Here is a 24,240-nt window from a genome sequence, read left to right as displayed (position 1 = left end):
GCATAGATGGCCCTCGAGACCCCTACTCACGGCTCGAAAATTTCGCTGGTCACATTTTTCCGGCACTTCTTCGCAATTCTGCGGCCCGAGGCCAGTTTTTACTGGTTGGCGGTGGTCTACGGCGTGGGCGTGAGCCTCCTGTCACTGGCGACCCCAATCTCGGTTCAGATGCTCGTCAACACGGTCGCGAACACTGCTCTAACTGCGCCGCTGGTGGTGCTCTCGCTGACATTGTTCGGCCTGTTGATCCTGTTTGGCTTGCTTTACGCGCTTCGTATCCATTTGATGGAGCTGTTTCGGCGACGTTTTTACGCCCGCATGGTAGCGGAGATATCGCTGATCGCGGTTTACGCGCAGGATCCGTTCTTCTCCGATCGCAAATCGTCGGCGCTGTTCAACCGATATTTTGACGTCGTGAACGTGCAAAAAGCTCTTCCTGTGCTTTTCATTGGCGGCTTCTCGGTCGTGCTTCAGGTCGCAGTGGGCTTCGTTCTGGTGTCGCTCTATCACCCGTTGTTCCTGGTGTTCACGCTGGTCATGTCGGCACTCATCTGGGTGATCTGGCTGATCTGGGGCGCAAAGGCGATCCGCACGGGCATCGATTTGAGCCATGCCAAGCACGAGACGGCCAACTGGCTTGAAACGGTCGGCGGTTCGAACGGCTTCTTCAAGTCAGAGCGCCGGGTCGACTACGCGCTCGACCGGACGGACGAATACACGCACGCTTACCTCGAACAGCACAAACGCCACTTTCGCCAGCATTTTGCCCAGACCCTGGCGTTCCTGCTGCTCTATGCAGCGGCAAGCGCGGCGCTGCTGGGTCTTGGAGGCTGGCTCGTCATCCAGGGGCAATTGACGCTCGGCCAGCTTGTCGCGGCGGAACTCGTACTTTCGGTGGCCTTCTTCGGTGTTGCGCAGCTGGGGACCTACCTCACGTACTTCTACGACCTATGCGCCGCAGTCGAAGAGATCTCGTTGTTCTACGATGTCGAGCAAGAGCAGCCGACTTCGCAGGACCCTGTCGATCTTAGTGATCACACACTGGTATTCACCGGCGTGAAAGCCAAGGCGCGCAGTGATGAGATCACGTTCAACCTCGAAATTCCTAGCGGCGCGATCATCATGGCTGTCGCCCGCCACCATGGCATCCAGCGGCTTTTCACCAATCTTCTGAAGATGCACAGACGGCCTGATTCTGGATTTCTAACTATCGGCGGCACGGACTTTCGCGACATCGAGGGATATAACCTCAGGAAGGACGTTCACGTTCTTGAGCGCGCGACATTCGTCGGCATGACAATCCGCGAATATCTCGCACTGTCATGCCCCGACACGGCGAACCAGCGTATGGTCAAGGCTCTCGAAACCGTCGGGCTCATCGACACGATGTCGAAGTTGGAAAAAGGGCTCGATACGCCGATTGCTTACACCGGCTATCCGCTTTCAGCAGTCGAAGTGCAGCAGTTGAAGCTCGCCAACGCCTTGCTCGAACAACCGCGCATTCTGGTCCTGAGCCCACTGTTCGATCTCGTGAGCGAAAGGCATCTCGCCGCCGCAATTCGGGAACTGCGCGAGCAAGCTTATTCGACCGTGATCTATTTCTCGAACCGCGAGACCGACCTCGGCTTCGACAAATTCCTTTATCTCGATGTCGAACAGCAGGGGTATTTCGAGGACTTCGAGCATTTCCATGACGTTGTAGGAGCATCGCAATGACCCTGCGCGCCTTGCACATGAAGCATTTTACCGCGCTCCAGAGCGTGCGGACCCCGCGTATCTTCCGCACGATCTTCGTAACGGTGCTGATTGCGATCGTGCTTGCGGTCCTGTTCCTGATCTATGTCCCCTGGGTCCAGACCACTGGCGGACGCGGAACCGTGACGACGCTCAACCCCAATGAGCGCCAGCAGGAAGTCAACGCTTTGGTCTCAGGGCGGATCGAGGAGTGGTATGTCGGCGATGGCAGCCGGGTCCAAAGAGGAGACCCGATCGTCCGCATCGCCGATATCGACCCAAATTTGCTGCAAAGACTCGAAGCCGAACGTGGACAGGTCGAGGTCCAGCTCCAGACAGCGCGCAACGCGCTCGCGACCGCAGAGATTGACCTTCGGCGAATGCAGGAGCTGTTTCAGGCAGGCCTCGCAGCCCGCCGCGAATATGAGCAGGCGCAAATCCGGGTCGAGGAAATGCGCGGCAACGTGGCCGCAGCCGAGGCAAGCCTCGTCCGCACCGAAACCAACCTTGCGCGCCAGTCGGAACAATTGATCACGGCCCCTCGCAACGGTTTTATCCAGTCTATCAATGCAGGCGACGAAGCGACGTTCATAAGCGCAGGGCAGGTCCTCGCGACATTCGTGCCGGAAACACAGACGCGGGTTGTCGAAGTGTTCGTCGATGGCCGCGATGTGGCGCTTGTGCAGACCGGCGAAGAAGCCCGGATCGAGTTTGAAGGCTGGCCCGCCGTACAATTCAGCGGGTGGCCCTCGGTCGCGATCGGCACCTTCCCCGGCATTGTCGAGACCGTCGACCAGGTCGCACAGCCGGACGGGCGTTTCCGCGTACTCATCAAGGAAGACCCGAATGCCGAAGAAGGCTGGCCGGAAGATCGCTATGCCCGCATCGGGACGGTGGTCCGGGCCTGGATCCTGCTTGAAACCGTGCCTGTCGGATATGAAATCTGGCGTCAGCTCAACAATTTCCCGCCCGAACTTCCGCCGGTCAGCGCCGACGGCTCAACCAACGGGTCGCAGGGCTACTGATCATGAAGGTCCGCTCTGCCACCAGAGCTGCTTTACTATGTGCTGCGATGATTGCAGCGCAGCCATCCAACGCGCAGGATATCGAGGCTCTCGAAGAACCGCTTGAACAAGCGATCAAAACGGGCCCACTCCTGCCTGAGGAAGTGCTGCGCTCTTCTGCGCTCACGTTCCCCAGCATCCTTGAAAGCTTCCAGCGCGAGGCAGCTGCCCGGTCGGACCAGCTTGCCGCTGATGGTGCCTTTGATCTGATCCTCGAAGGCGAGGCCTACGACCGTATCACCGGCACTTTTTCAGGCGGCTATGCCGAAGTCGGCGCACGCCAGCCGCTCGCCCCGATGGGTGCGGAAATCTACGGAACGTACCGCCTGTCTGACGGCACCTTTCCGATCTACGAAAATATCTACAACACCAATCAGCTTGGCGAATTCAAGGTGGGTGGCCTGTTGTCGCTGCTTCGAAACAACAGGATCGATCAACGCCGTTTCGACGTCGAGGACAGCCGCCTCGCAGCAGGCCAGGCGGGCCTCGACGTGCTGTTGGTGCAGCTAAAGGTTCAGCACGAAGCGCTTGGCGCATATTGGCGCTGGGTGGCGGCGGGTGAAGAGATCCGCGTTTACGAGGAATTGCTCGAAATCGCCGAAGCGCGCGCGGTCGGGCTGTCGCGCGAAGTACGCCTTGGTGCGCGAGCGCAAGTCGACCTTATCGAAAACGAGCAAAATGTCCTTCGCCGTCGCACGCTTCTGCGAGAGGCGCAGCGCAATTTCACGATGGCTGCGACTTCGCTGTCCTATTACCTTCGGGGGTATGACGGCGAGTTGATTGTCCCGACCAGGGCAAATCTCCCAACGTCAGACGTGATTGCCGAGTTGCCTGACATGGCAAGCTTGATGGCGATTGAAATGAGCGAAGTACTCGCCAATCGCCCCGAACTTCTGAATTTTCGCCTCGCGGTGGAGCGCGCTGAGAACAAGGTGGCCCTGCGCCAGAACGATTTGCAGCCCGACCTTCAGCTTCGGGCAGAGGTTTCGCGCGATTTCGGGGCGATCGGCGATGGCGGACCGACTTTCGATTCCACCGACACCACAATCGGCGTTACCTTCACTGTGCCATTACAGCGGCGCACGGCGCGCGGACGGCTTCAGCGGGCCGAGGCAGAATTGCGCGAGATCGAGCTTCGCGAGCGCAGGGTCGCTGACCAGATATCCGTCGAACTCGACAACATTCTGACCAATCTCGACGCCTCGCTCCGTCTGGCGAACCTGGCGACCCAAGAGGTGGAACAAGCCGAAGCCATGGTCGCGGCAGAACGAAGGCGTTTTCGACTTGGCGCTGGCGACTTCTTCCGCGTGAACCTGCGTGAAGAGAGCGCAGCCGATGCCAAGATCCGAGGCATTCGTGCCCAGCTAGTCGGCAGGCTCGCCACGACAAGCTACAATGCTGCGGTGATGAACCTCGACGAGCTGGGCCTCGAATAGCGTCCCTCAGGTATTCTGCCGACCCTCAATCAGGCGGTCGACCAACGAGGGATCGGCAAGCGTCGAGGTGTCCCCCAGCGAGCCGTAGTCGTTTTCCGCGACCTTTCTCAGAATTCGGCGCATGATCTTGCCCGAACGTGTCTTGGGCAGGCCGTCTGTGAACTGAATCTGGTCAGGCGTCGCTATGGGTCCGATTTCCTTGCGCACATGCGCGCGCAACTCCTGAAAAAGCTCGTCCGAGCCTTCGACGCCCGCATTGGTCGTGACGTAGCAGTAGATGCCCTGCCCCTTCACATCATGCGGGTATCCGACCACCGCCGCTTCGGCGACTTGCGGGTGGAGCACCAATGCGCTTTCGACTTCGGCAGTTCCCATTCGGTGGCCTGACACGTTGATCACGTCGTCCACGCGGCCCGTGATCCAATAATAGCCATCCTCATCGCGCTTGCACCCGTCCCCGGTGAAGTACTTGCCGGAGTACGTCGAGAAATAGGTCTGAACGAACCGGTCGTGATCGCCGTAAACGCTGCGCGCCTGTCCGGGCCAGCTATGGGTGATGCACAGATTGCCCTCGGTCGCTCCGTCCAGGACGGCTCCGTCATTGTCGACCAGCTGCGGACGGATACCGAACATCGGCAAACCGGCGCTGCCCGGTTTCATGTCGTGCGCACCGGGAAGAGTGGTGATCATGCAGCCGCCCGTTTCGGTTTGCCACCATGTGTCGATGATCGGGCAGCGGCTCTCTCCGACAGCATCGAAATACCAGCGCCAGGCTTCCGGATTGATCGGCTCACCTACGCTGCCGAGCAAGCGGAGCGAGGAACGATCGCGGCTTGTCACGTAGTCATCGCCTTCGCGCATCAGGGCCCGGATCGCGGTTGGCGCGGTGTAAAGAATGCTGACCTTGTGCTTCGCGACGACATCCCAGAACCGCCCGAAATCGGGGTAGTTGGGAACACCTTCGAATAGCACCTGCGTCGCGCCGTTCTGCAATGGGCCGTAAACGATATAGCTGTGCCCAGTGACCCAGCCAATATCGGCTGTGCACCAAAAGACTTCGCCGGGCTGATAGTCGAAAATGTAATTGAACGTGGTCGCGGTCCAAACGCCGTAACCGCCCGTCGTGTGAAGCACGCCCTTGGGCTTTCCGGTTGAGCCCGATGTATAAAGAATGAAGAGCGGGTCCTCGGCTGCCATGGTCTCGCATGGCACATCTGCGTCCGATTTGACCGCATGGAACCAGTGGTCTCGCCCTTCGGCCATCGGCACTCCTATTCCAGTGTGCTGGACAACCAGCACTCCAGTCACATCGACCCCTTCGACTTCCAAGGCGGCGTCCACATTGGCTTTCAAAGGAACGCTCTTCGCCCCGCGCTTGCCTTCGTCCGCGGTGACCACGAAGCGGCTTTCACAATCGATGATCCGACCAGCAAGCGCCTCAGGCGAGAAGCCGCCAAAGACAACGGAGTGGATCGCGCCCAGCCGCGCGCAGGCGAGCATAGCCGTCACGCCCTCGACGATGTTCGGCATATAGATCGTCACGCGCTCGCCCTTGGTCACCCCGATGGCCTTGAGGGCGTTGGCCATATGAATGACCTCGGCGTGGAGTTGGCGATAGGTGAGCGTGCGCGCAGGCGTTGCTGGGTCGTCGGGTTCGAAGATTATAGCGGGTGTGTCACCGCGGCTGTCGAGATGCCGATCGACCGCGTTGTGGCAAAGGTTCAGCGAACCGTCGGCAAACCACTTGATATCGACCGGGTCGTAGCTCCACTCACCACCTTTGCTTGGCTGCTGGGTCCAATCGAGGCGCTTGGCCTGTTCAAGCCAGAAGCCATCAGGATCAGCCAGCGAACGCTCATACATCGCAGAGTATTGAACACCGGTGCAATTGGGAGTGTGCGCCTGCTCGGGCCGCTCGACAAATCCAGTCATTATCTCTCTCCTTGCAACGGTACTTAAGGGCCCTCAGGGCGGCCTGTCCATTGTTCAATCAAGAGATTTGAGAGCCTCCGGAGTGTCGATGTCCACCAACCAGTTGGGTGGGCATAAGATCGGTTCGCCTCTCGCGAGAAGATCCCGCGCGCCGATGTCTCCTTCACGCGAAGCGAGTGCCGAAAAGTGGCCTCTCCCAAAAACAGCCGGCGGCGAGCGATGTTTTTTGAAAGCGGAAACGGCGATTGCCTGTGGTCCATCGAGCGCGGACATGAGCGTCATGAAATGCCCTCGCGGGATCATCGGCATATCCGCCAGCGCAATCACAAGGCCATCGAGACCTTCCGCCTCGGCGCGCCTCGCCGCGCAGGCTACAGAAGTGCCCATTCCATTGGCTGCTCTTGGATTGACAATCGGTTCAAGACCGCGCTCCTTCCAGAGCTGCTCGCAAGCATGGCCTGAGCGGGAAGTGATAACCCACGACGCGGCAAACTCCTCGATCGGAATAGCCATCGCAGCATGTTCGCCCAGCCGCCTGCCCCTGAAGATCGCCTCAAGCTTGTCCTCGCTGCCAAAGCGCCGCGATGCGCCTGCTGCAAGCAATGCAACACCAAGACGCGGTGGGTCATCCAAGATCGCCCTCGAACCGGGTAGCCTCGTATGTGCGAATGACCTCTCCAAGCGTCGACAGCGCGAGGGTCTGCGGATCGCGAGAGGAGTGAAACAGACCTATCGGCGCGCGGACCATCGCAAGCGCCTCTTCACTAACGCCTCGTGCGGCGAGGGCTTCACTACGAAATGCATGCGCTTTTCTACCACCCATCGCGCCCAGATAGAAATGCGGCTGCGTGAGAGCGCGCTCCATCAGCTCGATCTCCCAATCGTGGTCGTGGAAGAGGAAGATCGTCGCGGTCCACAAATCGCTTTTTAGGAGTTCCGTCTGGCTCGTACGCTCAAGCAGCAGCGCTTCGATGCCCTTCTCGCGCAAGCCAGAAACGATCCGCTCGTCCGGCGTCAATATCCGCGTCGAACAGCCATGTGTCCGCCCGAGCACGGCCAGAGCCTCGACGCCCGCACCGTGACCGATGATCTGCAACAGCGGCTCGGGCCAATGGCCAAACGCTGCCATGCCGACGTTGGCATCGAAGGTCGGTGGCAACCATTCTCCCACGTGCCTTGCCCCATCGGTGCCAAGAGCGATGGAGAAGGGAGCGCGCTCCGCGATGGAACTGAGGCATTGTTTTGAAAGCTCAGCGTCCTTCAAAGGCTGAAAGTGGAGATCCAACCCTCCACCGCATGGAAGCTTGATGTCGAGATAGGGTGACCCGGCGCCAAAGCGCACGATCCGAGCGTCGCCACTAGTAAAGACCTCGCGCGCTTCGGCGACCACCGCATTCTCGATGCAGCCTCCGGATAAGGAACCGGCGTAGGTGCCATCCTCGGCAACGCCCATGATCGTGCCCGGATTGCGCATCGACGACCCTTCGACCGCGACCACCGTGACAAGGACGCAGTTCTTTCCCGCGCGAGTGGCATCGGCGAGGAATTGGCAGACGTGCTTCAGGTCCAAGGCAACTACTCGCCTGTCTCGGTCGCAGTTGGCTCCGACGCCGCTTCATTCAGATTTGAGAGGTAGGCAATCAGCGCGCGTCGAAACTCGGGTTCCCTCACCGTGCCGCGCTCCATATCGGTGCCCGGCACATAGCCTTCGGGATCGGCCAGATAGGCATCGAGATGAGCGGCGTCCCAGGTGATCTCGGAGGAAGCCAGCGCTTCGGTGAAGAGATATCCCTCAAGTCTGCCTGCCCTTCGCCCGACTACGCCGAGCAGGTTGGGCCCCGCAGCGGAGGTCCCGCCCGGCTCGACCGTGTGACACCCGTCGCACATATCGAAGACCTCGCGGCCAAACGCCACATCGCTTGGATCGAAACTCGCAGGAGGCTCTGTTTCCGATGCGCCGCTGGCGCTGGCGATGAGGATTGCAAGCCCCGATGCGCCCAATGCGCGAATGCTCATCCCTCACGCCCTTCGGTCAGGCAAACTGCTTGGCAATCGGCAGTTCGCGCAGGCGCTTGCCCGTGGCTGCGAATATCGCGTTGGTCAGGGCAGGCGCTGCCGGAGGAAGACCGGGTTCGCCCGCACCGCCAATCGGGACAAGCCCGCTATTGATCACCGCGACTTCAATGTTGGGTGTCTCGTCGATGCGCAGCATCTTGTAATCGTGGAAATTGCTCTGGACGATTGCCCCGTCCTCTAGATCGAGTTCACCATACATCGCAGCGGTCAGGCCAAAGACGATCCCGCCCTCAATCTGGTTCGCAAACCCATCCGGATTGACGACATAGCCCGCGTCGCAAACCGCCCACGCATTGAGCATTTTTGGCTTCCCTGAGCTCATGTCGATCTCGATCACCTCGGCAACGATCGTGCCGAAACTTTCAACGATTGCGACGCCTTTCGCCGTCCCCTCGGAGCGCGGTTCATCCCAACCGCTCATCTCGCGAAGCTTTTCGAGCACGGCCACATGGCGCGGCGAGCCGGAAACCATCGCGAGACGATAATCCATCGGGTCCTTGCCAGTCGCATGCGCTGCCTCATCGATGAAACTCTCGATGAAGAAGCCGTGCTGCGAATGGTCGACCGAGCGCCATGCCGCGAAGGGTAAGTGCAAAGGCGCTTCTGCGACGCGGACGCTGGTGTTGGGGATTTCGTAGATACCCGGTACGCTGGCTTCAGCCGGATCGTGGCGCTGGGTGAAGATGTTGTCATAGGCAACCAGCGCGCCGCTTTCATCAAGCCCGCCCTTAAAGCGGCTCAATTCAGCCGGACGATAGAGCGCCTTCTGGGTATCTTCTTCGCGGCTCCAGATCGACTTGACCGGATAGCCGGTCGCCTGCGCAACCCGTGCTGCCATCACCGCATAGACCGCCTCAAGTCGCCGCCCGAACGAACCGCCCAGATAAGGATGATGGACGGTGATATCGTCCTTCGAAATGCCGAGCGCATCAGACAGCGCAGAGCGGACCATCAACGGAACCTGCGTGCTGGTCCAGACGTCGCATTTGCCGTCCGTAACCTGCGCAGTGCAGTTGATCGGCTCCATCGGTGCATGCGCGAGATAGGGCGCCTTGTATTCGGCCTCGATCACAGTGGCGGCGTTGCCGAGAGCGGTCTGCACATCGCCTTTGGCAGCCGCTTCCTCGCCGCCGGTCGCCCCGGCGTCGTCGATAGCCTTGGCATAGGCTGCGAACTGGTCCTGTGTTGAGCGGATCGGGCTTTCAGACTTTGTCCAGGTGACGTCGATCTGACCCAGCGCCTGCTGCGCCTGCCAGTAGCTGTCGGCGACCACTGCGACGAAATCACCCATATTGAGGACCTGAAGCACCCCGCCCATGGTCTGGGCCTTTGACGCGTCCATGCTTGCGACGCGCGTACCGGGCACGGGCGGGCGAACGCTTGCCGCATAGGCGTAGTCCACACCCTCGGGGGCAGCGTCGATGCCGAACTTGGCGGTGCCGTCGACCTTGGCCGGAATGTCGGTGCGCGCCTTGCTCTTGCCAATCAGACGATATTGGTCGGGTGACTTAAGCTCAGGCGTCTGATCCATGGGCTGCTCTGCCGCAGCGGTTGCGAAGTCGGCATAGCTTGCCTGCCTGCCGCTTGCCTCGTGGATCAGCGTGCTGTCGCGTGTTTCGATCTCGCTTGCGGGCACGCCCCATTCATCGGAAGCTGCTCCGACCAGCATCTTGCGCGCTGCCGCACCAGCGACGCGCATCTGGTACTGACCCGTCGTGCGGATCGAGGACGAACCGCCAGTGATAAGCGCGTCAGCGAGGCGACCGATCTGGGTAAACAAGCCATTCCAGGTCGGCTCAATCCAGTCGGCGGCGTTCATCGTGAACGGTGCGACGAACATGCGCGCCGTGTCGGTCACGATGTAGGAGCCATCGGTCGGCGCCTGCATGACGTTGACCTTGCTCCAGTCCGCATCAAGCTCGTCCGCGAGCATCTGCGCGAGCACCGAGTGAGCGCCCTGCCCCATCTCGCAGTGCGGGACGATGGCGGTGACGATGTTGTTGGTGTCGATCTTCACCCAGCTGTTGACCAGCTGCTCATCCGCGCCGGGGGCGACCTTGGAAGAAAGCTTGCCAATCGGATTGCCGGGACGAACGCCGATACCGATCAGCAGGCCGCCGCCCGCAAGCACGCCAGCACCGATGAATCCGCGGCGGCTCCACTTGGCGAGGCGCGAGCGTTCTTTCTTTTCAGGAGACATGTCGTTCATGGCTTATGCCTCCTCGTTGCGGGGTTGAGCTTGCCCGGCGGCGACTTTGATAGCGCGGCGGATGCGGGTGTAGGTGCCGCAGCGGCAGATATTGCCGCGCATGGCCATATCGATGTCTTCATCGCTCGGGTTCGGGTTGTCGCGCAGCAGGGCCGTCGCGCTCATGATCTGGCCCGACTGGCAATAGCCACATTGCGGGACCTGCTCACTGATCCAGGCTTTCTGGATCACGGAGAGCTCACCCTCAGGTCCGGCAACACCTTCGATAGTGGTGACTTCGCGGCCCTCTGCTTGAGAGATGGGTGTCGAGCACGAACGCACCGGCTGACCATCGAGATGCACGGTGCAAGCGCCGCATTGTGCGATGCCGCAGCCAAACTTCGTGCCGGCAAGCCCTGCCTTTTCGCGCACGACCCAAAGGATCGGCATCGCGGGATCGGCATCGATTGTTACCGGCTCCCCATTGAGGATGAAACTTGCCATAACTTGATTTCCCCGAGCGCTCTTGAGTTGCTATCCGCAATCTATCTGATGGGCGCGAGCTTGTAAAAGGGGAACGATGGTGGACACGATCAGCTTTGACGACTTCATGGCGGTCGATATCCGCGCGGGCACCGTGACTGCAGCCGAGCCCTTCCCCGAGGCGCGCAAACCCGCGATCAAGCTTTGGGTCGATTTCGGCGAGGAGATCGGCGTGAAGAAAAGCTCAGCGCAGATCACGGATCACTATTCGCCCGATGAGTTGGTGGGTCGCACCGTCATGGCGGTGGTGAACTTTCCGCCGCGCCAGATTGGCCCGTTCATGTCCGAGGTGCTGGTCTTAGGCTTCCCGGATGCGGAAGGTGCAATCGTTCTCGCTGCGCCAGACAGGCAGGTGCCCAACGGCGCACGGATGGCCTAGGCGAGGTCGCCGAGCGCTTCCTTGAGCGGATCGAGCCACGGCTCAAACGGCTTCCACGCGCCCTGCCCCTTTCGGTTGATCGGTTCGCGCACCTGCTCGCTCGAAGCGGTGCGTACGGCGCGCTCGGTCTTGTGGAAGGCGAGGCATTGTTTCTCAAACGGCACTTCGAGGAAGTCGAGCATCGCCCGCGTCTGCCCTTCGAGATCGTCAAGCACATCCTCGTGCTGGACGCGCAGGACCTTGCCGGGAAGCACCTTGTCCCAATGATCCATCAGGTCGACATAATCGGCATAGTACCGGCCAATCTCGTATAGCCCGTAGGTGAACTCCTGCCCCTGTGCGAAAAGCTGCTTGAAACCGGAAAAGCAGCAATCCATCGGCGCGCGCCGCGCATCGATGATCTTCGCATTGGGCAAGATCAGATGGATCAGCCCGATATGCCGGAAGTTGTTCGGCATCTTGTCGATGAAGAACGGCGCACCCTGACGATGGACGCGGGTGTTCTCGATGAATTGCTTGCCGAACTTGGCAAAGTCCTCGGCGCTCAGATCGTGCAGATTGGCGGGATAAAGCGGAGCGCCCGCCTTTCGACCTCTCAGGCGGTGAGCAAGCGCGAGGATATCGGGCAGCTCGAGCGTCCCGTCGATCATCGAATGGCTTGCGAGGATCTGTTCGAGCAGCGTTGAGCCTGCGCGCGGAAGGCCGAGTATGAAGATCGGATCGGGTGCATCGTGGCCGACACCCGCAAGTCTCTCGAACAGGCCGGCAGTGCAGAACTCTTTCTGCCGCGCCAGTTCCTCGCTCATTCCTTGGGCGCTGTAGCGGGTCTGTGCGCGCTTCAGCGCATTGCCTTCATCGTAGTGCTTGAAGCTCGCTTCGTATTCGCCGCGATCTTCCAAAGCCTTGCCGAGTGCGAAGGCGATGTGAACGCGGTCCATGAAAGCCAGATCGCCGCGCGCCGCCTGCTCGCGCATCGCGTCAATCTCACCGTCGGTGAAGCGATAGGTCTTGAGATTGGCGAGCGCGTAATAGGCATCGCCGTGATCGGGGCGCACCGCGAAGGCGGCGCGGTAGCTTGCGACTGCTTCGTCTTGCTTGCCCATGGTCTTGAGCGCGTGCCCCTTGCTCGTCAGGGTCGAGTGGTCGCGCGGCAGCTTTTCAAGCACCTTGTCGAACAATTCAAAGGCGCGCTCGTACTCGCCAGCCTGCATACTCTCGATCGCAAGCCGTGACTGGAACAAGGCGTTGTCCGGGTCGCGCTGGTAGAGCGCCTCCGCCTCTTCGCAGGCGCGTTCGAACTTCTGCTTGCGGCGCAGAACGTCGATAAAATCAAGGCGAAGCTGGATGTTCTCGGGCTCGAAGGTCACTGCAGTCTCGAGCAGGAACTCCGCATCGTCGAGCACGCCAAGCTCAATCCCAATGCGCGCGAGCAGTCGCATGCCCTCAGCGTTTCGCGGGTTCTGGCGAAGGAAGTGCCGGCAGATTTCCTCTGCCCGCAGCAAGCGCCCTTCGTGCAAATGGTTGGTCACCGCTACCAATTCGCGCGGCAGGGAACGCAATCGCTCAAGCTGGGCCTTTGCGGCCACGGCATCATCATCGCGCCCCAATTGGCCTGCCAGCCGCGCCTGCTCGCGCCAGCTTGCTTCGAGCGCAGAATTGAACCGGGTTGCCTGCGCGAACGCAGTCAGCGCCGCGTTCGCATCGCCACGCGCAAGCGCAAGGTGGCCTTCCTCCTGCCAAGCGCGCCCATACTCGGGCATCGCGGCGTGGAGCCGCTGGAGATACGTCGACGCATCATCGAACCGCTTCAGGTAACGGCACGCAACTGCCGCTATGTAGAGCGCTTCGCCATCAGCCGCGTCTCCCGACAGCACCCCCTCGACATGCGCCAGTCCCTCGGCAAAGCGGCCTGCCTGCAGCGCGGTCTGCGCAGTCTTAAGCTGTTCGTCGCGTGAGCTCATAATGCCCGCCTGTTACACAGCAAACGGCGGGAGTGAACAGTCCGTTCACCCCCGCCGCCTATTGCTGGATCGCTTTCGTTCAGTAGTTGAACGTCACCCGTGCACCCACCGTCAGCGGACGGTTTGTGATGATGCGTTCGCGATCGTTGCCGAAGATGCCTGAGATCTCGGCGCGTTCGTCGCTCAGGTTCTCACCGAAAATCTCGAAGCCCCACTGCTCTGCCTTCACGCCGACCGAAAGGTCGAACAAAGTGTAGGAATTGAGCTCGATCTTGTTGATCTCGATGATGTCGGTGAACTTCGAGGCCGAGTAGGAAACCTGCGGCTGAATGTAGGCCGTCAGCTCGTCAGAAACATCCCACTCATACCGAGCGCGCAGGTTGCCCTGGAAGCCCGGCGCGTATGCCAGTTCCTCGCCCTCGATCACATCGGTGGTCGGGATGAGCACGTCGGTGATCTCGGTGTCCAGGATCGAGAATGCGCCTGCAATCGTCAAACCCGGTGTCGAGAACGGCGCAATCACGAAGTCCGCTTCGATCCCGTAAATCTCTGCATCCGCCGCGTTCGACGAGAAGAAGAGGTTGGTGATCGAGGGATCGAAAATCTGCGTCTGCAGGTTCGAAATGTCCACGAAGAAGGCCGAACCGTTGAAACGGAACTGGCCATCGATGAGGTCCATCTTCCAGCCAAGCTCGTAGTTCTTCACCTCGTCGGTATCGACTTCGAACGGCACCACGAAACCCGTACCCGGAGCGACTGCGCCGCCCGGACGGTTGAGCAGACCCGGACGGAAGCCTTCCGAGTAAGTCGCGTAGAACAACAGATCGGGGGTCGGGGTCAGCGTGACCGTACCCTTGAAGATCGTACCGCTGGTCGATGCCGTGTCAGGCGCGCGAATGGCGTTGAAGACCTGCTGTGCCTGGCCTGCGCTCAGCCCCGCGTTCTGGATGTCCTCAAGCGTGTCGTTCAGGTCGAACGTCTGGCGCAAAGCCGGATCGCACGAACCGATGAAGTTGAACACGCCGTCGCCGTTATAGAGGTCGCTGATATCGGTGCCGAAGGCGTTCTGGTCTTCCGCGCTGAAGCTGTTGCAGAACGATCCGTTCGCGCTTCCTTCGAAATCGACCTCGACGTCATAGTAACGCGCACCGAAGGTTGCCGTAAGCAGGTCGGGCACGATGTCGAAGCTGACTTCGCCGAAGATGCCGAATTGTTCGTCGGTGCGGCGAATGTCGTTGCGGAAGATCGTGTCAGCCGGGAATGGACCCGGATCCGAGACGAAACCAGTCATCTGCGGGAAGTTGGTTTTGAACGGACCGAACGGTGCCGCTGCGACATTGCCCGGATAGGCGAAGTCGACGCGCTCTTCGAGGCTGAGGTCTGAATAGAAGCCGCCGCCCTGGAAGCGAACACGCCAGTCATCCGGCGTGCTCAGACGCAGTTCCTGCGTGAACACCTCGGTCTTGGAGAACGAATTGATGTAAAGGTTGGGCGGCTGACATGTGCCGCTGGGATCAGCGGAACCCGGATAGCTCACCGATCCGTCACAGATGTAGTACGGCAGGTACTGACCTGCGAACAGGTAGTCGGTGTAGTCCGCACGCTGGTCGCTTTCGCGGTCGGTGTATGCGCCCGTATAGATCACGTCGAGCATCGCGATGCGACCTTCGACAGTCCAGCTGGTGTTCGAGAAATCGTCTTCGAGGCGATCTTCTTCGAAACGCTCGATCTCCAGATCGTCGAGACCGCCAAGTTCCGGATCGGCGAAGAATACGCCGTCCGATTCAAGGCTCTGGCGCTGGTGCGAGACGTTGACGGTCCAGTCAGGTGTGACTTCCCAGAGGCCGCTGATGCGGAAACCGGCATACTGGGTGTCGTTGAAGTCGTCTTCAACAAGCCCGGCGTTGTTGGTTTCGAGGAAGGTGACGCCGGAAAGGTCGGAGGTCGACTGGAAACCGGCGCGGTTGGCGTTCACCGGAACGCCGTTTTCGCGCACGAAGCCTTCAGGGCGGAAGCGAGCGCTTTCCGTAAGATCGCGCGTGCCCTGGACGTTGTCGATGTAGCCGCCCTGGTCGTCGAGATAGACCACCCCGCGCAGCGCGAAGGTGTCGGTGACCGGCACGTTGACCGTAACTTCACCCTGATAGCTGCTCTCGCCGCCCTTGGTGAACGAGACGCCAGCAGAACCATTGACCGAGAAGCCGTTTAAGTCGGGCTTGTTGGTGATGAGGCGAACAACGCCTGCCTGAGAGCTCGCACCGAAAAGCGTGCCCTGCGGGCCCGACAGAACTTCAATACGCTCAAGGTCAGCAGCGTAGACGTCGAGGTTGCGCCCTGGCTGCGAAAGCGGCTGATCGTTGAGGTAGAGCGCAACGTTCGGCGCGAGACCTGCGACACCTGCCACCGTGATATTCGGCGTGGTCGAGGCAAGACCACGAATGTAGATCGTGCTCTGGCCCGGGCCGTTACCGCCTGCGGTCACGGACGGGATCTGTTCGAGGTAATCTTCGAACGTGTCGATGTTGAGCTCCTCAAGCTCCTGTGCGCCGATGGCCGAGACAGAAACCGGCACGTCCTGCAGGTCTTCGCTGCGACGCTGCGCGGTGACGACGATAGTGCGAACGCCGCCCTGGCGTTCTGCTTGCGCAGGGGCCGGAGCCTGTTCCTGCGCGGCGACTGGCGCTGCGAGTGCGACCGCAAGCGCGCCCATCGACGCGCCAGCAATTTGTTTTCTCATTCTGAACCCCTTTAAGGTTTTTGTTGTTTGCGCGATGCGTGGGACGCATCAGCAGGATCAAGCAAACCCGCGCGCTCATGAAAGTAACGGCGCGCGTGTGAGGGTCGGGTATCAACCCGAACCGTGTCTGACCACCGGGTCAGGTGTGTTTTGCAGAAGCTGCGGATGCTTGTTGCAGAATAACCACACAGAAATGGATAAAAACGCAATTTGCAAATATAACTCTTCGTCACTCAAATGGAGCGAAGATCAACTTATTTTATATTTGCAAAGGTGCGTGGGGCCCCGCAAATAACTCAAGAAAAGTGCAGAAAATATAACTTTTTACTGGTTATTCGCCGAGTGAAAAGCAAAGTCCTCGTGAAAACTGTTACTTAGCCAGCCCAGCTTTCGCACGCCTCGGCAGTCGTCGGAACGCCGTGCCGTTTGCGGATGAGGTCGAATACGACCGCCTTGATGATGCTTACGCACATCGCCACGACTACGATCGAGAAAGGCAATGCGCCGATGATCATCGTGATACGGATCGCCTCGATACCGCCAAGAATGAGCATTGAGCCGACTACGAAAGCGAGCGCCATGCCCCAGAAGATGATGTGATAGCGGCGAGCGCCCTCGTCATCCCCGGCGCCGTTGATCGTGTTCACGATCAGGATCGCGCTGTCCGCCGAGGTAATGAGGTAGGTCATCAAGAGAACCACCACGAGACCCGATACGATTAATGCCACTCCCGGGCTGAGGAGCACCGCAAGAGTTGCATAGAGTTGATCGGAAATACCCGTTTCAAGGATTTGCCCACCGGCCTGTCCGCTGAGCTCCAGCTCGATCGCCGTCCCGCCAGCAAGCGCCATCCACAAGAAGCACATCAGCGACGGCACCAGAGCCACGCCCAGCACGTATTCACGGATCGTGCGCCCGCGCGAGATGCGGGCGATGAACATTCCGACGAAGGGCGCAAAGGCGATCCACCACGCCCAATAGAAGACCGACCAGTCGAGCTGCCATTGCACGAGTGCATCCCCAGCTGCGCTGCCATCGCTTGTGAACAGGGTCAGCGAGTTGGCCGGAAGCGTGACGATATAATCCCAGATTCCAAGGGCCAGCAGCTCCAACCCGCCCAGCCCGACGCCGACGGTCGCGAACAATGCCAGCAAACCAAACGACAAGGCCATATTGATGTTGGAAAGCCATTTGATTCCGCGCCCAACTCCTGACAGCGCGCTTAACGTGGATGCGCCGACAAGCACCAAGAGCGCGGTCACGATGGCAACAGCCGAAGCAGTTAGCCCGCTGCCGTCGCCCGCTTCAACCATCAGCCAGTCACCCATTCCGACCCGGTAGAGCCCTGCAACGAATTGCTGCACGCCCAGCCCCATCGTAACCGCAACGCCCAGGATTGTGGCGACCACCGCGACGATATCGACGACATGGCCCGCAATGCCCGACATCGACTTGCCGAAAATGGGCGCAAGGCTCGAACGGATCGTTAGAGGCAGACCGCGCCGATGTGCGACATATCCAATTGCCAGCCCGACAAGCGCGTAGGTGCACCATGCGCCGAAACCCCAGTGCAGGAAGGTCCACATGTAAGCTGGCCGCACGGCTTCGGCTGTGCCTGCCTCGATGCTTCCGCGAATGATGTCGGGGTTGTTCGCAAAATGTGCGAGCGGTTCTCCCGTCGAATAGGTCAGCATCCCAATACCGATCCCTGCCCCGAACAGCATTGAGAACCAAGAGAAGCGCGAGAACTCCGGTTTCTCGTCCGGCCCGCCAATCCGCAGCGAGCCCGTTTGAGGCACCAGCGCGAGCGCTCCACACACCACGATCAGAGCGGCCACGAGGTAGACGTACCAGGCGCTGAAAGAAGAGATAATCGTCGAATTGGCAACCTGCAGCGTCTCCATCGCACTGACAGGGAAGAAGATCGCCCACATGATGATCAGCGAGACAATGATCTTGCCCGGGATCGTCACTTCACGGCTGAAGCCGTCATAAAAACCGCTGTCATGGGTTGAAATGGGAAGTTCGATGATCGGCGGATCAATCGGATAATTTCCGGTAGAAGAGGCGTCAGCGCTTTCGCTGGTCATGTGCAACCTTGGTTCGGCAACCTTTCGCGGGTGCCATTATTGGAAGCACCGCACCTACAGGGGCCAAGCGGCTCTTTGCAACCCCACCCCCTTTTTGCGTTCACTTCGGAACATTCGCTCCCAAGCCCCTTGCGCATTCAGGACTTTACGCAGATACAAGGGCGCAACAAAAAGAACATAGTTTGATAGGTCGCGTGTTTCCTAGTGGGGGGAGAAAGCAATGGCCGTTACTGATCACGTAAATCTCGAACAGTTCATGGAAGGCGTGAAAAAGCGTAATCCGGGACAGCCCGAATTTGTCCAGGCAGTGCATGAAGTTGCACAGGACATCTTCGAGTTTATGGAAGACAAGGTCGAATATCACGAAGCGCAGATCTTGCGCCGTATCGCAGAACCGGATCGCATCGTGTCGTTCCGCGTCTGCTGGGAAGACGACAATCACAACATCCGAGTCCAGCGTGGCTGGCGCGTTCAGAACAACAACGCGATCGGCCCTTACAAGGGCGGCATTCGTTTCCACCCGAGCGTGACCGAAAGCGTTCTGAAGTTCCTCGCGTTTGAGCAGACCTTCAAAAACTCGCTGACCGGCCTGCCCATGGGCGGCGGTAAGGGCGGCGCGAACTTCAATCCGAAGGGCAAGTCGGACGCCGAAGTGATGCGCTTCTGCCAGAGCTTCATGACCGAGCTTTACCGCCACATCGGGCCTGACACCGACGTTCCCGCGGGTGACATCGGCGTTGGTGGTCGCGAGATCGGCTACATGTTCGGCCAGTACAAGCGCATTACCAATCGCTGGGAAGGCGTTTTGACGGGCAAGGGCCAGGAATATGGCGGCTCGCAGATGCGTCCCGAAGCGACCGGCTACGGCGCGGTCTATTTCCTGCAGAATATGCTCAAGCACCAGGGAAAGGATGTCGAAGGGCACACCGCCGTCATTTCGGGTTCGGGCAATGTGGCAACGCACGCTGCCGAAAAGATCACTCAGCTGGGCGGCAAGGTTCTTACCCTGTCGGATTCGGGCGGCTTCATCCACGATCCTGATGGCATCGACCAGGAGAAGATCGACTGGGTCAAACATCTCAAGACGGTCAAGCGTGGCCGGATCAGCGAGTATGTCGATGAGTTCAAGAGTGCGACCTTCCACGAAGGTCGTCCGTGGAACATCGCCGCTGACCTAGCCCTTCCATGCGCAACGCAGAATGAGCTCAACGAAGACGAGGCCAAGGCGCTCGTGAGCAATGGCTGCAAAGGCGTGTCGGAAGGCGCGAACATGCCTACGACGCTCGAAGGCGTGAAGGTCTTCCATGACGCCAAAATCTTGTACGGCCCCGGTAAGGCGGCCAATGCAGGCGGCGTTGCCGTCTCCGGCCTCGAGATGAGCCAGAACTCCGAGCGCATCAGCTGGAACCACGAGCGCCTCGGTGAAATGCTCACAGATCTCATGTCGGGCATTCACGAAAAGTGCACCGAATATGGTGAGCAGGACGGTGGTTACGTCGACTACGTGAAGGGCGCAAACATCGCGGGCTTCAAGAAGGTCGCAGACGCAATGCTCGCATTCGGCGTCGTCTAAGCCGCTCGCTTCAAGCCAAGAAAAAGGGGCGTCTCCTTGCACGGAGGCGCCCCTTTTTCATGACGGTTATAGGCCCCCAGCCCGTCACCGCACGCCCAGTTGTTCTGCTGCGGCGCGCAATTCTCCGGCCCGCGAAGGGTTCGCCGCAATAGCGGAATCGAGCGCAGCGCGTGCCGCGTCGGGCTCACCCAAAGTCATCCGGCTGCGCATCAGCATTACCCAGCCATCGACATTGGTGGGCTCGCTTTCGAGCCGGCTTTCGAGCCTCGCCACCATGCCCTCGGCCATCGTGAGCTGTTCCCCCGGAGGCATGCGGCTCGCTTCGACAACCTGCTGTGCCGAGGGGCCGCGAATGTTGGCCGATGCTGCCGGCCCAGCCGCCGCGCCCGAACCGGGAAGCATCGGGGTCTGCGCCGCGCGGGTTTCCATCACCGTTGCCAGACGCTGGTCGACGGCAATGTCGTTGATTGCACCGACCTGCTGGATTGTTCGCACCACGTCCGATTCCCAAGGAGCGCCCGGAGGCGTGTCGGAAAGAAGCGCAAGCCAGTCGGTAATCGCACCCTGATGATCCCCGTCGATATCCTTCTTCACGGCAAGGAAGTAACGCGAGCGTGGATCGGATGGGTCGAGTTCAAGGGCCTTTTCAAAAGCATCGAGTGCAATCTGAGGCAACGGATCGGCAGCGGCACTCGCTGCATCCACCGCCATGACCCGCGCTTCTCCAAGTGCCGACCACAATGAAGCGGCGCTGTCGTCAATCTCGACCGCGCGTTCATAGGCGCTCACGGCATCGCCGAATTCGTTGCGTTGAAAATGCGCAAAGGCGAGCTCGCTCCACGGCCCTGCATCGTCGCTCGACGCGTTTGCTGCGGCGCGAAGGTCTTCCATCGACGGGCCAGTATCAGCCGTAGCGACGGTCTCAGCCTCGGGTTCACCGCTGCCAATAACGTTATAACCAATCGAACCGGCCGCAAGCACAGCCGCACCACCTAGCAGGACCCAGCCCGCCTTACCCCCAGACATAATGCTATAAATCCCTTCAATCGCGCTATTTGCATCGGATCACATAAGAAATTCACTAGCAAGCGGTGCAGAAAACGGCAATTGACTCTGGCATTGGGGGCCACTTTCCTTATGGTGGCACTGGGATTTGATCTATCCAAAGGGGGGGGTAGATTGTCAGACTTGTATGAAGTCGCCATTATTGGCTCCGGTCCTGCCGGGATGAGCGCCGCTGGTCAGGCTGCCAAGCGCGGCCTGTCGCACGTCCTCTTGGAAAAGACCGACCACCTCTCGGACACGATCTACAAATACCAGAAGGGCAAGCACGTCATGGCGACGCCCTCGAACCTCCAGCTGCGCGCTGGCGGGTACGAGGAGGGCGCGCACGCCGGCATGGAATTCGACGAAGGAAAGCGCGAATTCATTCTCGACACCTGGGATCGCCAGGTCGCCGAGATGGGCGTCAATGTCGAATACAACGCCGAAGTGGTCGAAGTTTCGGGCGAGAAAGGCGACTTCACGCTCAAGACAAAAGCCGGGGCGACATTCCGCGCGAAGACCATCATCTTGGGCATCGGTACTCAGGGTAACCCCAATAAGCTACGCTGCCCGGGGGCTGATCACCCGATGATCACCTCGCAGCTCGACGATCCCGCTGACTTCCATGACACGCATATCACCGTCGTGGGTACGGGCGATGCAGGGATCGAGAACGCGCTCGGGCTGTCGGAAGAAGCTCTCGGCAACACCGTCACCATCCTCAACCGTGGCACCGACTTTGCAAAGGCAAAGCAGCGTAACGCCGACCTGCTTCAGGCCGCGCATGACGATGGCAAGCTGCAAATTCGCTTCAAGACTTCGCCTGCCGAGGTGCGCGATGGGGAGATGTTGCTGGAGACCGAGACCGGTCAGGAAACCATTCCCTGCAATACGATCATTGCGCGCATCGGCTCGCAACCGCCACGCAAGTTCATCGAGGCGATGGGCGTCGAATTCACCAGCGAAGACCGCAGTGCGTTTCCGATCCTCTCGCCGGTGTTTGAATCGACCAAGCCAGGCATCTTCGTGATCGGGGCGCTGGCGGGCTATCCGCTGATCAAGCACTGCATGAACCAGGGCTACGACGTCGTCGAATATCTCGCGACCGGCGAATCGCCCAAACCTGCCGACGAACCGCTGCTAGAGGAAGTCTTTGCTGGCCTTCCCGGCAACAAGCCGGTCGATCACTGGCTCGAGGTTTACCAGAAGAACGTCGACATCTTCAAAGGTCTATCGACGCTGCAGATGCGTGAGCTCATGCTCGATTCCACTTGCACGGCCTTTGCGCCGGGCGAAGTGATCTTCCGCCGCAACGAACAAGGCTCTTCGCTATTCGCTATCGCGCAAGGCAGCGTGGCGGTTGAGGTCGACCCGAACGATCCCTCGATCACCGTGCCGATCGGCCAAGGGTCGATCTTTGGTGAGGTCGGTCTGATTTCGGGCCGCCGCCGCGGTTCGACGATCCGCGCTGCGGAAGAAACTGTGGTGGTCGAACTGTCGCGCAAGGCTGCGCTCAAGCTGATCGGTTCCTCGCCCGAAGCGAACGAGACTGTGAAACGCATCTCGATCGAGCGCCAGATCCTGCAGATGTTCGGATCGGGCCTAACGCCTGACGACATCGCTCCTCTGGTCGCCAGCGCGCAGACAGAGGAAGTGCGCGCGGGCCAGATCGTTATCCAGGAAGGCGACGACGACAAGGACCTTTTCATCCTGCGTTTCGGTTCAATGCTGGTCGAGAAGGCGATCGGCGATCGCCAGATCTTCCTGTCCTATCTGCCCGCGGGCACGTTCTTCGGCGAAATGGCTGTGATCGACGGCTCAAAACGCACAGCAACGGTCAAGGCATCGGTGAAGTCTGAGGTCATCCGCCTACCGGGCGACGGCTTCCTCGAACTGCTCGACAAGAAGCCGCAGTTGCGTGAACGAGCGCTCGACGTGATGGCGGATCGCCGGCGCACTACCGACTTCATCGAAAGCCAGAAAGACAGCGTCGACAACGCGCTCGAACTTTACACCGAAACTGCCAAGTTCCTGTCCGAACAAGGCATCGGCGAGGCAACCGACGCGCTCCTCATCGACGAGAAGCTGTGCATCGGCTGCGACAATTGCGAGCGGGCCTGTGCCGACGCGCATGAAGGGCTCTCGCGGCTCGACCGTGAGGCGGGCAAGAGTTTTGCTCATCTCCACGTTCCGACGTCATGCCGTCACTGCGAACACCCGCACTGCATGGCCGACTGCCCACCCAACGCGATCCAGCGCGGTCCCGATGGTGAGGTCTCGATCAATGCGGAAACCTGCATCGGCTGCGGCAACTGCAAGAGCAATTGCCCTTACGGCGTGATCCGCATGGATCCGGTGCCACCCAAGAAGCCATCGCTGCTCAGCTGGCTGTTCTTCGGCAGCGGCCCTGGTCCTGGCGAAGCATCGTATTCGTGGCGCAAGTCTCACGGCGACCCCGACCTCGCGAAGAAGGCGATCAAGTGCGATATGTGCGCTGGCATCGACGGAGGTCCCGCCTGCGTGCGCGCCTGCCCGACCGGTGCTGCCATCCGCGTGGCGCCTGACAAGTTCCTCACCTTTGCCAAGATTACAGAGGACGTCGAAGACTGATGGCGAGCGTGGCAGGCAACCGTTTCAAACAGGACGAGCGTCGGCGCAACGCCGATCATGTCAGCTTCTTGAAGCACCGGCGTTTCCGCTGGCTCTGGATCGCGCTCATGCTGTGCATCGTGACTGGGCTCGGTTACGCGATGATCGACCAGGAACCGCGCCCGAATGGCGGCAGCTGGTATGGCTACACGCTTGGCACGATCGGGCTGCTGCTGATCGTCTGGCTCTCGCTGCTCGGCATCCGCAAACGCAAGATCACGACCGGCCAGTGGAGCCTGAAGGCGTGGACCAGTGCGCATGTTTACCTCGGCCTTGCGTTGATCGTGGTCGGCACGCTCCACACCGGGTTCCAGATCGGGTGGAACGTCCACACGCTCGCCTATTTCCTGATGCTGCTGGTCATCATCAGCGGCATCTACGGGGTCATCGCCTACGCCACCTTGCCCTCCACGCTTTCGTCCAACCGCAAGGAGATGACGCGTGCAGAGATGCTCGATGCTTTGACCGCGCTCGACCGCCAACTTGAAAGCGCAGCGCAGCCGCTGGGTCGTGAGCAGACCGACCTCGTCATCGCCGCGCTCGAACAGGACGTGTTTTATGGCGGGGCATGGGGCCGGCTCACCGGAACCTATCCGGGCTGCAAGACCAACCGCGCCCTCGCTCGCATTTCCGAGAGCGGGAGCGAGGCTGAAGAGCGCGTCCATGCGCTGCTCGTCAAACGTGCCGACCAGCTCGGCCAGATCCGCCGCCACCTGCGCATCAGGGCGCTGCTTGAGGTGTGGCTCTTCATCCATATTCCGGCGACGATTGCCCTGCTCGCCGCACTGCTCGCGCATGTCGTGAGCGTGTTCTACTACTGGTGAGGCTGGCGTC

18 protein-coding genes are annotated in these 24,240 nt (G+C 60.2%); 7 read left to right on the top strand and 11 right to left on the bottom strand.

Going from position 1 to position 24,240, the window contains the following annotated elements:
• Window positions 1-6: 6 nt before the first annotated feature.
• Window positions 7-1,716: an ABC transporter transmembrane domain-containing protein gene (locus AC0V6T_RS02370; protein WP_486124004.1), complete on the top strand. Its 1,710-nt coding sequence runs from the start codon at window positions 7-9 to the stop codon at window positions 1,714-1,716.
• Window positions 1,713-2,759: an HlyD family secretion protein gene (locus AC0V6T_RS02365; protein WP_486124002.1), complete on the top strand. Its 1,047-nt coding sequence runs from the start codon at window positions 1,713-1,715 to the stop codon at window positions 2,757-2,759. Before AC0V6T_RS02370 ends, AC0V6T_RS02365 begins: the two co-directional genes overlap by 4 nt.
• On the opposite strand, the gene AC0V6T_RS02360 is transcribed toward AC0V6T_RS02365, so the two are convergent.
• Complete coding sequence (locus AC0V6T_RS02360; protein WP_486124000.1) at window positions 2,719-2,937, bottom strand: hypothetical protein; 219 nt, start codon at window positions 2,935-2,937, stop codon at window positions 2,719-2,721. The two genes, AC0V6T_RS02365 and AC0V6T_RS02360, sit on opposite strands and share 41 nt — an antisense overlap.
• Between AC0V6T_RS02360 and AC0V6T_RS02355 the strand changes: the two genes are divergently transcribed.
• Window positions 2,840-4,234, top strand: coding sequence for a TolC family protein (locus AC0V6T_RS02355; RefSeq protein ID WP_486128475.1), 1,395 nt, complete (start codon window positions 2,840-2,842; stop codon window positions 4,232-4,234). The genes AC0V6T_RS02360 and AC0V6T_RS02355 overlap by 98 nt on opposite strands.
• Window positions 4,235-4,240: 6 nt before the next feature.
• Here the strand turns inward: AC0V6T_RS02355 and acs are convergent, their stop codons facing one another.
• The 6 genes from acs to AC0V6T_RS02325 are packed head-to-tail and all read right to left on the bottom strand — an operon-like array spanning window position 4,241 to window position 10,934.
• Window positions 4,241-6,166, bottom strand: coding sequence for an acetate--CoA ligase (gene acs, locus AC0V6T_RS02350; protein ID WP_486123998.1), 1,926 nt, complete (start codon window positions 6,164-6,166; stop codon window positions 4,241-4,243).
• 54 nt (window positions 6,167-6,220) lie between these two features.
• A complete protein-coding gene (locus AC0V6T_RS02345; RefSeq protein WP_007165026.1) occupies window positions 6,221-6,799 on the bottom strand; it encodes a nucleotidyltransferase family protein in 579 nt (192 codons plus the stop codon).
• On the bottom strand, window positions 6,792-7,736 hold the full coding sequence (locus AC0V6T_RS02340; RefSeq protein WP_486123996.1) for an XdhC family protein: 945 nt from the start codon (window positions 7,734-7,736) through the stop codon (window positions 6,792-6,794). Before AC0V6T_RS02340 ends, AC0V6T_RS02345 begins: the two co-directional genes overlap by 8 nt.
• A gap of 5 nt (window positions 7,737-7,741) precedes the next feature.
• Window positions 7,742-8,182 carry a c-type cytochrome gene (locus tag AC0V6T_RS02335; RefSeq protein WP_486123994.1) on the bottom strand — a complete coding sequence of 147 codons (441 nt, stop codon included), beginning with the start codon at window positions 8,180-8,182 and terminating at the stop codon, window positions 7,742-7,744.
• 16 nt (window positions 8,183-8,198) lie between these two features.
• Window positions 8,199-10,451 carry a xanthine dehydrogenase family protein molybdopterin-binding subunit gene (locus tag AC0V6T_RS02330; RefSeq protein WP_486123992.1) on the bottom strand — a complete coding sequence of 751 codons (2,253 nt, stop codon included), beginning with the start codon at window positions 10,449-10,451 and terminating at the stop codon, window positions 8,199-8,201.
• Window positions 10,452-10,454: 3 nt separating this feature from the next.
• Window positions 10,455-10,934 (bottom strand): (2Fe-2S)-binding protein, encoded by a 480-nt coding sequence (locus AC0V6T_RS02325; RefSeq protein WP_486123990.1) that lies wholly within the window; start codon window positions 10,932-10,934, stop codon window positions 10,455-10,457.
• Window positions 10,935-11,010: 76 nt separating this feature from the next.
• On the opposite strand from AC0V6T_RS02325, the gene AC0V6T_RS02320 reads away from it, so the two are divergent.
• Window positions 11,011-11,352: a tRNA-binding protein gene (locus AC0V6T_RS02320; protein ID WP_486123988.1), complete on the top strand. Its 342-nt coding sequence runs from the start codon at window positions 11,011-11,013 to the stop codon at window positions 11,350-11,352.
• On the opposite strand, the gene AC0V6T_RS02315 is transcribed toward AC0V6T_RS02320, so the two are convergent.
• The 3 genes from AC0V6T_RS02315 to AC0V6T_RS02305 form a co-directional block, all read right to left on the bottom strand.
• Window positions 11,349-13,313: a tetratricopeptide repeat-containing sulfotransferase family protein gene (locus tag AC0V6T_RS02315; protein WP_486123987.1), complete on the bottom strand. Its 1,965-nt coding sequence runs from the start codon at window positions 13,311-13,313 to the stop codon at window positions 11,349-11,351. The two genes, AC0V6T_RS02320 and AC0V6T_RS02315, sit on opposite strands and share 4 nt — an antisense overlap.
• 79 nt (window positions 13,314-13,392) lie before the next feature.
• The gene (locus tag AC0V6T_RS02310; RefSeq protein ID WP_486123985.1) at window positions 13,393-16,050 is read right to left on the bottom strand and encodes a TonB-dependent receptor; all 2,658 of its coding nucleotides are present in this window, start codon (window positions 16,048-16,050) and stop codon (window positions 13,393-13,395) included.
• Between the two features lie 374 nt (window positions 16,051-16,424).
• The gene (locus AC0V6T_RS02305; RefSeq protein ID WP_486123983.1) at window positions 16,425-18,140 is read right to left on the bottom strand and encodes a BCCT family transporter; all 1,716 of its coding nucleotides are present in this window, start codon (window positions 18,138-18,140) and stop codon (window positions 16,425-16,427) included.
• Window positions 18,141-18,360: 220 nt separating this feature from the next.
• Here AC0V6T_RS02305 and gdhA point away from each other — a divergent pair, with 220 nt between their 5' ends.
• On the top strand, window positions 18,361-19,713 hold the full coding sequence (gene gdhA, locus AC0V6T_RS02300; protein ID WP_007165035.1) for an NADP-specific glutamate dehydrogenase: 1,353 nt from the start codon (window positions 18,361-18,363) through the stop codon (window positions 19,711-19,713).
• A gap of 84 nt (window positions 19,714-19,797) precedes the next feature.
• On the opposite strand, the gene AC0V6T_RS02295 is transcribed toward gdhA, so the two are convergent.
• Complete coding sequence (locus AC0V6T_RS02295) at window positions 19,798-20,739, bottom strand: tetratricopeptide repeat protein (protein ID WP_486123981.1); 942 nt, start codon at window positions 20,737-20,739, stop codon at window positions 19,798-19,800.
• Window positions 20,740-20,850: 111 nt separating this feature from the next.
• Between AC0V6T_RS02295 and AC0V6T_RS02290 the strand changes: the two genes are divergently transcribed.
• Complete coding sequence (locus AC0V6T_RS02290; RefSeq protein WP_486123979.1) at window positions 20,851-23,367, top strand: NAD(P)-binding domain-containing protein; 2,517 nt, start codon at window positions 20,851-20,853, stop codon at window positions 23,365-23,367.
• The gene (locus tag AC0V6T_RS02285; protein WP_486123977.1) at window positions 23,367-24,230 is read left to right on the top strand and encodes a hypothetical protein; all 864 of its coding nucleotides are present in this window, start codon (window positions 23,367-23,369) and stop codon (window positions 24,228-24,230) included. Before AC0V6T_RS02290 ends, AC0V6T_RS02285 begins: the two co-directional genes overlap by 1 nt.
• Window positions 24,231-24,240 lie beyond the last annotated feature (10 nt).

The organism is Erythrobacter sp. S158, from assembly GCF_057364915.1.
This window is presented reverse-complemented; position numbering and strand designations above follow the sequence as displayed.